We start from the raw sequence: 8,160 nt of genomic DNA, 5'->3' as shown, positions 1-8,160 counted from the left end.
CCGCGTCCAAGCCTCAAATGTGTAAACGATGTCCCCGGTTTCAGATGTAAACGATGTCTACGGTTCTACACCCCGATGACAGTGTGTCAGTCAGCAAATCCAGTGACTGACACTCCGCTATCGGGGGCAAGCCCCCTCCCATATTTAGATCATACCCACAGGCATTTTTAGTGAGTGCGCGCGACCGCAAACTCACTCAGCTCGACCAGGGCGTCCCGGTATTCGCTGGCGGGAAGGGCTTCCAGGCACTGAATGGCACGGGCCACGTAGTCACGCGCCAGTTGCGCGGTGTAGTCCAACGAACCCGAAGCTTCCACGGCTGCACGGATGGCTTCCAGGTCTTCGATCCCGCCTTTCTGGATCGCCTTGCGCACCAGGGCAGCCTGTTCCGGCGTGCCTTCGCGCATGGTGTAGATCAGTGGCAGGGTCGGCTTGCCTTCGGCCAGGTCGTCGCCGACGTTCTTGCCCAGGGTTTCAGCGTCGCCCTTGTAGTCGAGCAGGTCGTCGACCAGTTGGAACGCTACGCCCAAGTGATCACCAAAGGTACGCAAGGCTTCGGCCTGTTCGGCCGTTGCGCCGCACAGCGCAGCGGCGCTGTGGGTGGAGGCTTCGAAGAGCATCGCGGTTTTGCCGCGAATCACTTCCATGTAGGTTTCTTCGGTGGTGCTGGCGTCACGCACCTTCGACAGCTGCAACACTTCGCCCTCGGCGATGATGCGTGTGGCTTGTGAAAGAATCTTCATCACTGGCATCGAGCCCAGCTCGACCATCATTTCGAACGAGCGCGAGTACAGGAAGTCACCCACCAGCACGCTTGGGGCGTTGCCCCACATGGCATTGGCGGTCTCGCGGCCACGGCGCATGCCGGACATGTCGACCACGTCGTCATGCAGCAGGGTGGCGGTGTGCAGGAATTCGATAGTGGCTGCCAGCAGGCGCAGGTCATCGCCTTCGCGACCCAGGGCCTTGCCGCACAGCAACACTAATAAAGGACGCAGGCGCTTACCGCCCGCCGACGTAATATAGTCGCCAATTTTGGAGACCAGCGGCACTTTAGACGTCAGCTGCTGCTTGATGATGCCGTCGACGGCGCTAAAATCGTCCGCGACCGCGCGGTAGAAAGCTTGGGGTTGCATCAGCGACAGTCGCTCCAGAAGGGTTGCGCGGCATGCTAGGACCCAGACCCCCGGGTGTCAAGGCGCGATGGACGGCCACTTGCAAGGCCTCTATAGCTTGCGTACAATCGCGCACCCTGAACTTCCTGGGCAGCACCTGCCTTACGCAATTGCATTCGGGACGTCCATCCCATGCAGCCATGCCAGCCAATACCTTTTCTTATAAAGCGCTGGGTGAGCAGGATTATCGGAGAAATACCATGTCGTACGCAGTAATTGTTACTGGTGGCAAGCAATACAAAGTCGCCCCAGGTGAATACCTGAAGATCGAAAAACTGGAAGTCGCTACCGGCGAATCCGTTACCTTTGATCGCGTTCTGTTGGTCGCCAATGGCGATGACGTGAACATCGGCGCTCCAGTTGTTGCTGGCGCTACCGTTGTGGCTGAAGTGATCTCCCAAGGTCGTCACGATAAAGTCCGCATCATCAAGTTCCGTCGTCGTAAGCACCACATGAAGCGTATGGGCCACCGCCAGTGGTACACCGAGATCAAAATCACCGGTATTCAGGCTTAATTTCAGCCTAATTCCTCACTAGGAGAATTGACTCATGGCACACAAAAAAGCTGGTGGTAGTACCCGTAACGGTCGCGACTCAGAAGCCAAACGCCTTGGCGTGAAGATGTATGGCGGCCAGAAAATCATTCCGGGCAACATCATCGTGCGTCAGCGCGGCACCCAATTCCACGCCGGTTACGGTGTAGGCATGGGTAAAGATCACACCCTCTTCGCTAAAATCGAAGGCGTGATCAAGTTTGAAGTAAAAGGCGCGTTCAACCGCCGTTACGTGAGCGTTGTCGCAGCTTAATTGCGAGATCGCTGGAAAAGCCCTGTCTTGCGACGGGGCTTTTTCGTTTGTGGAGTGAGTCTCTTGCAAAGCTGTTTGTAATCGGCGAGAGCAGCAGGATTTGCGGTCGTTGCTTGAGGTCGCTGCGCTCATTTTTGCAAGAGTCTTATGTCTTGGTTTCTTAAGCTCGTCCATGCGACGAGAGGCGTTTTGTTATGAAGTTCGTTGATGAAGTTTCCATCCGAGTAAAAGCAGGCGACGGCGGTAACGGTTGCATGAGTTTCCGTCGCGAAAAATTCATCGAAAACGGTGGCCCGAACGGCGGTGACGGCGGTGACGGCGGTTCCATCTACATGATGGCCGACGAAAACCTCAACACCCTGGTCGACTACCGTTACACCCGGCACTTCGATGCTGAGCGTGGCTCCAACGGTGGCAGCACCGACTGCACCGGTAAAAAAGGCGAAGACCTGGTACTGCGTGTACCGGTTGGCACCACGATTATCGACTCTGCTACCCAGGAAGTGATTGGCGACCTGACCAAGGCCGGCCAGAAGCTGATGGTTGTACAGGGCGGCTGGCACGGTCTGGGGAACACCCGATTCAAGTCCAGTACCAACCGTGCGCCACGCCAGACCACGCCAGGCAAGCCGGGCGAGCAGCGTGACCTCAAGCTGGAAATGAAAGTACTCGCCGACGTAGGCCTGCTGGGTCTGCCGAACGCCGGCAAAAGTACCTTCATCCGTTCAGTTTCGGCCGCCAAGCCGAAAGTCGCCGACTACCCGTTCACCACCTTGGTGCCGAACCTGGGCGTGGTCAGCGTCGACCGTTGGAAAAGCTTCGTAATCGCCGACATTCCTGGCCTGATCGAAGGGGCTTCCGATGGCGCAGGCTTGGGTATTCGCTTCCTCAAGCACTTGTCGCGTACCCGGTTGCTGCTGCACCTCGTCGACATGGCGCCGCTGGATGACACCAGCGCACCGGACGCCGCCGAAGTGATCGTCAGCGAGCTGACCAAGTTCAGCCCGTCCCTGGCTGAGCGTGATCGCTGGCTGGTGCTGAACAAGTGCGACCAGATCCTCGAAGAAGAGCACGAGGAGCGCGTCAAGGAAATCGTCGAGCGCCTGGAGTGGGAAGGTCCGGTCTATGTGATCTCGGCCATTGCCAAAGAAGGTACTGAGCGCCTGACCCGCGACATCATGCGCTACCTGGAAGACCGTGCCGACCGCCTGGCGGCCGACCCAGTGTTCAAGGCCGAACTGGCCGAACTCGACCAGCGCATCGAAGACGAAGCCCGTGCCCAGTTGCAGGCTTTGGATGATCAGCGTGCCCTGCGCCGCAGCGGCGTGAAGTCGGTCCATGACATCGGCGACGATGATTGGGACGAAGAAGACGTGGATGATGAAGACGGTCCTGAAATCATTTACGTGCGCGACTGATTCGTTGCGATAAACTTGAACGCCGCTCCCTGGAGCGGCGTTTTGGTATCCGGGTATAACGTTACGGGCCGCGCTGGGTCGCGCAGCCCTCAATCTAAGGTTGAAGATGATGCGGAGCAAAGTGACAGGTGCGCAGCGCTGGGTCGTAAAGATCGGCAGTGCGTTGCTGACGGCGGATGGCAAGGGGCTGGATCGCGCAGCCATGAGCGTCTGGGTCGAGCAGATGGTGGCCTTGCATGAGGCCGGTGTGGAGTTGGTGCTGGTGTCGTCCGGTGCCGTTGCCGCCGGGATGAGCCGCCTCGGCTGGACCGCGCGACCCAGCGCGATGCACGAGCTGCAAGCCGCCGCCGCCATCGGCCAGATGGGCCTGGTGCAAGCCTGGGAGTCCAGCTTTGCCGAGCACGGTCGCCACACGGCGCAGATCCTGCTGACCCACGACGATCTGTCGGACCGCAAGCGCTACCTGAACGCCCGTAGCACCCTGCGCGCGCTGGTGGAGCTCAAGGTCATCCCGGTGATCAACGAAAACGACACGGTGGTCACCGACGAAATCCGCTTCGGCGACAACGACACCCTGGCCGCCCTCGTGGCCAACCTGGTGGAAGCCGACCTGCTGGTGATCCTCACCGACCGCGACGGTATGTTCGATGCCGACCCACGAAATAACCCCGATGCCCAGTTGATCTACGAAGCCCGCGCCGATGACCCGGCGCTGGACGCCGTGGCTGGCAGTGTCGGCGGTGCGCTGGGCCGTGGCGGTATGCAGACCAAGCTGCGAGCGGCGCGCCTGGCTGCACGCTCCGGTGCCCACACCATCATCGTCGGCGGGCGCCTGGAGCGTGTGCTGGACCGCCTCAAGGCTGGCGAACGTATCGGCACACTGTTGTCGCCGGAACGCGGCATGCTGGCGGCGCGCAAACAGTGGCTGGCCGGTCATCTGCAAACCCGCGGTACCTTGGTGCTGGACGACGGCGCCGTGTCGGCGTTGTCCCAAGGCAACAAGAGCTTGCTGCCGGTGGGCGTCAAGTTGGTGCAAGGCAGCTTCCGCCGTGGCGAGATGGTGGTGTGTGTCGCGCCCGATGGTCGTGAGATCGCCCGTGGCCTGGCCAACTACAGTGCCCTGGAAGCGCAGAAAATCATTGGACAATCGTCTGATTCGATTGTCGGACTATTGGGTTACATGGCTGAACCGGAACTGGTTCACCGCGATAACCTGATCCTGGTCTAACCAAAGGAATACACAATGCGTGTCATGAAGGGATTGCTTGGCCTGCTGCTGGCCATGCCGTTGCTGGCCTCGGCCGAAGAGATCGGCCAGGTGTCGACGGTGTTCAAGTTTGTCGGCCCCAACGACCGCATTGTGGTCGAGGCGTTTGATGACCCCAAGGTGGATGGCGTGACCTGCTACCTGTCGCGCGCCAAGACTGGTGGCGTGAAAGGCGGGCTGGGTCTTGCTGAAGATCGTGCCGAAGCCTCGATCGCCTGCCGCCAGGTGGGGCCGATTCGCTTCAAGGGCGAGCTCAAGGACGGCGACGAGGTGTTCAAGGAGCGTACCTCCCTGGTGTTCAAGACCATGCAGGTGGTGCGCTTCCTCGACAAGAAGCGCAATACCTTGGTTTACCTGGTGTACAGCGACCGCTTGATCGAAGGCAGCCCGCAGAATGCGGTGACCGCGATTCCGATTTTGCCGTGGCCGACCGCTCAGTAGTCCGCAGGCAAGTTTTATCATCGGCGTCTATGATTGCAGGCTTGCGAGTTGTAATCTCGAATGGCCGTAATGCAAAGAACATGGGATATCTGGAGTTCGTCATGAGCGCTTTCCACGACTTGAAACTCAAAGCTTTAGACGGACACGAGCTGCCGCTGGCACCTTTCAAGGGGCAGGTGGTATTGGTGGTCAACGTGGCCTCCAAATGTGGCTTGACCCCGCAATACGCGGCGTTGGAAAACCTCTATCAGCAGTACAAGGACCAGGGTTTTACCGTGCTTGGCTTGCCATGCAACCAGTTTGCGGGCCAGGAGCCGGGCAGCGAGGAAGAGATCCGGGAGTTCTGCAGCCTCAACTACGGTGTGACGTTTCCGTTGGGCAGCAAGCTTGACGTCAATGGCCATGATCGCCATCAGCTCTACCGCTTGCTGGCGGGCGAGGGCGCGGAGTTTCCTGGGGATATCACCTGGAACTTCGAAAAATTCCTGCTGGGCAAGGATGGGCGTGTGCTGGCGCGCTTCTCTCCACGTACAGCGCCGGATGATCCGACGATCATCCAGGCCATCGAAAAAGCCCTGAGCTAAACGCCGTCTTTGTCGTGAGCGAGCTTGTCCTGCGCTGGGCTGCGAAGCAGCCCCAAACGGCCATCACTTTTACCCCTTAATCACCCTGATCAATAGTGCTGTTCAGCGCTAGGCACGCTCCATATTATCTACATCATAAATCCCGTCTCCCGTGGAGTGATCCCATGCCTGTCCAAGCCTTGTTCAAACCGTTCCAGCTCGGTGCATTGCAACTGTCGACTCGCGTAGTCATGGCGCCGATGACTCGCTCGTTCTCGCCGGGTGGCGTGCCCAACTCCAAAGTCATCGAGTATTACCGCCGTCGCGCTGCCGCCGGTGTAGGACTGATCATTACCGAAGGCACCGTGGTCGGCCATCAGGCTTCCAATGGCTACCCCAACGTTCCGCATTTTTACGGTGAAGCGGCCTTGGCCGGCTGGAAGAAGGTGGTCGACGCAGTGCACGCCGAAGGCGGAAAAATCGTTCCACAGTTGTGGCACGTGGGCAGCGTTCGCCGTATCGGCACTGAGCCAGATGCCAGCGTTCCCGCCTACGGGCCGATGGAAAAACTCAAGGATGGCAATGTGGTCGTCCACGGCATGACCACTCAAGACATCAAGGACGTGATCAACGCCTTCGCCCAAGCCGCCAAGGATGCCCAGCGCATCGGCATGGACGGTGTGGAGATCCACGGCGCCCATGGCTACCTGGTGGACCAGTTCTTCTGGGAAGGCAGCAACCAGCGTACCGACGAATACGGCGGCAGCCTGGCCAACCGCTCGCGCTTTGCCATCGAGCTGATCCAGGTCACTCGTGCCGCCGTGGGCCCAGACTTTCCAATCATTTTCCGGTTTTCCCAGTGGAAGCAGCAGGATTACACCGCACGTCTGGTGCAAACGCCTGAGGCGTTGGGTGAATTCCTCAAGCCTCTGGCTGACGCGGGCGTGGATATTTTCCACTGCTCCACTCGCCGTTTCTGGGAGCCGGAATTCGAAGGCTCGGACCTCAACCTGGCCGGCTGGACGCGCCAACTGACTGGCAAGCCGACCATCACCGTGGGCAGTGTCGGCCTGGACGGCGAGTTCCTTCAATTCATGGTCAACACCGACAAGGTCGCGCAACCGGCCAGTCTGGAAAAGCTGCTGGAGCGTCTGAACAACGATGAATTCGACTTGGTGGCCGTGGGCCGGGCCTTGCTGGTTGACCCGGATTGGGCGTTGAAGGTACGTGAAGGTCGCGAAGGCGACATCCTGCCGTTCAGTCGTGAGGCGTTGATGACCCTGGTGTAAGAGGCGACAGGGCGGGCACCGGGTGCCCGTCCTTGCATACACCGCGTAACTGGCGTTCGAATTGCTCGATAATCGCTGGCCAGCCTTGGCGGCTCGCATGTTGGCGGGCATTCAAACGCATGCGTCGCAAACTCTCTGCATCCTCCAGCAACCAATTGGCAGCCTCGCAAAACGCGTTCTCGTCCCCGGGCATCGCCAGCACGCCGTTGTAGCCATGGCGAATATGCTGGGTAGCGGCCGCTTGGTCGTAAGCCACTACGCCCAACCCTGAGGCCATGGCTTCCAACACTACATTACCGAAGGTTTCGGTCAGGCTGGGGAACAGGAACACATCGCCTGATGCGTAATGTCGGGCCAACTCCTCACCGCGCAGGGTGCCGCAGAAAACCGCCTCGGGCAGTTCCTTCTCCATCATTGCCCGTTGTGGGCCATCGCCGACGATGATCAGTTTCATCTGGCGCAGTGGGTAGGTGTCTTGCAGCGTTTCAAAGCAGCGTTTGAGCAGCCCCAGGTTCTTTTCCTGAGCCAGGCGGCCTACATGCAACACAGCGATTTGCTCACTGTTCAATGCCCAGCTCTCACGCAATGCGTTATCGCGTTTGGCCGGGTGGAACAGCTGGCTGTCGACCCCACGTGACAGCATCCCCAGGCGCTCGAAATGTCGGCGCTCCAGCTCCAGGCGCTGGCTGGCGCTCGGCACCAGGGTCAACGTCGAGCGGTTATGAAACCAGCGCAGATAATGGGTGACCATGCGGCTCAGCATGCTCAAGCCGTATTGGTTTGAATACTGTTGGAAGTTGGTGTGGAAACCGCTGACCACACTGATGCCCAGGCGACGTGCCGCACGCAGGGCGGATAAGCCCAGCGGCCCTTCCGTGGCGATGTACAGCACGTCCGGGCGTTGACGGGTCCAGCGCCGCAGCAATTTATGCATCGACGACTGGCCCCATTGCAGGCCCGGGTAACCCGGCAATGGCCAGCCGCGGCACAGCAGCAATTCGTCGTCGCTGGTGCGACTCTGGTCGGTGCCCTGGCGTGGACGTACCAGTTCGACTTGATGGCCACGCGCGCGCAAACCCTCACACAGGCGACCAAGGGTATTGGCCACCCCGTTGATTTCCGGCGGGAAGGTTTCGGTAATTAAGGTGATGTGAAGCGAGGCTGTCGTCATGACCCACAGTGTCACCGTGGGCCATGTCG

The 8,160-nt window shown here is 59.6% G+C and carries 9 protein-coding genes; 7 read left to right on the top strand and 2 right to left on the bottom strand.

Annotation, left to right across the window (positions count from 1 at the left end; translation table 11 throughout):
- Positions 1-167: 167 nt before the first annotated feature.
- Positions 168-1,136, bottom strand: coding sequence for a polyprenyl synthetase family protein (locus AC07V4_RS24275; RefSeq protein ID WP_492638390.1), 969 nt, complete (start codon positions 1,134-1,136; stop codon positions 168-170).
- Between the two features lie 239 nt (positions 1,137-1,375).
- Between AC07V4_RS24275 and rplU the strand changes: the two genes are divergently transcribed.
- The 7 genes from rplU to AC07V4_RS24240 all read left to right on the top strand — a co-directional run bounded on the left by rplU (position 1,376) and on the right by AC07V4_RS24240 (position 6,960).
- Positions 1,376-1,690, top strand: a complete 315-nt coding sequence (gene rplU, locus AC07V4_RS24270; protein WP_007950961.1) for a 50S ribosomal protein L21 — start codon at positions 1,376-1,378, stop codon at positions 1,688-1,690.
- A 34-nt stretch (positions 1,691-1,724) separates the two neighbouring features.
- Positions 1,725-1,982, top strand: a complete 258-nt coding sequence (rpmA, locus tag AC07V4_RS24265) for a 50S ribosomal protein L27 (protein ID WP_003176049.1) — start codon at positions 1,725-1,727, stop codon at positions 1,980-1,982.
- 194 nt (positions 1,983-2,176) lie between these two features.
- Complete coding sequence (gene cgtA, locus AC07V4_RS24260) at positions 2,177-3,400, top strand: Obg family GTPase CgtA (protein ID WP_135310222.1); 1,224 nt, start codon at positions 2,177-2,179, stop codon at positions 3,398-3,400.
- Between the two features lie 109 nt (positions 3,401-3,509).
- Entirely contained in the window at positions 3,510-4,628 is a 1,119-nt protein-coding gene (gene proB / locus AC07V4_RS24255) for a glutamate 5-kinase (protein WP_431752910.1), read from the top strand.
- A 15-nt stretch (positions 4,629-4,643) separates the two neighbouring features.
- Positions 4,644-5,108, top strand: coding sequence for a CreA family protein (locus AC07V4_RS24250; protein ID WP_015885841.1), 465 nt, complete (start codon positions 4,644-4,646; stop codon positions 5,106-5,108).
- Positions 5,109-5,209: 101 nt separating this feature from the next.
- A complete protein-coding gene (locus tag AC07V4_RS24245) occupies positions 5,210-5,692 on the top strand; it encodes a glutathione peroxidase (protein WP_492638389.1) in 483 nt (160 codons plus the stop codon).
- A gap of 164 nt (positions 5,693-5,856) precedes the next feature.
- Positions 5,857-6,960, top strand: coding sequence for an NADH:flavin oxidoreductase (locus tag AC07V4_RS24240; RefSeq protein ID WP_492638388.1), 1,104 nt, complete (start codon positions 5,857-5,859; stop codon positions 6,958-6,960).
- On the opposite strand, the gene AC07V4_RS24235 is transcribed toward AC07V4_RS24240, so the two are convergent.
- The gene (locus AC07V4_RS24235) at positions 6,929-8,131 is read right to left on the bottom strand and encodes a glycosyltransferase family 4 protein (protein ID WP_492638387.1); all 1,203 of its coding nucleotides are present in this window, start codon (positions 8,129-8,131) and stop codon (positions 6,929-6,931) included. The genes AC07V4_RS24240 and AC07V4_RS24235 overlap by 32 nt on opposite strands.
- Positions 8,132-8,160: the final 29 nt, after the last annotated feature.

This window comes from Pseudomonas sp. GW821-FHT03A09 (genome assembly GCF_059421065.1).
Note: the sequence above shows the minus strand (reverse complement) of the source record. Positions and strands in the feature narration are given on the sequence as shown.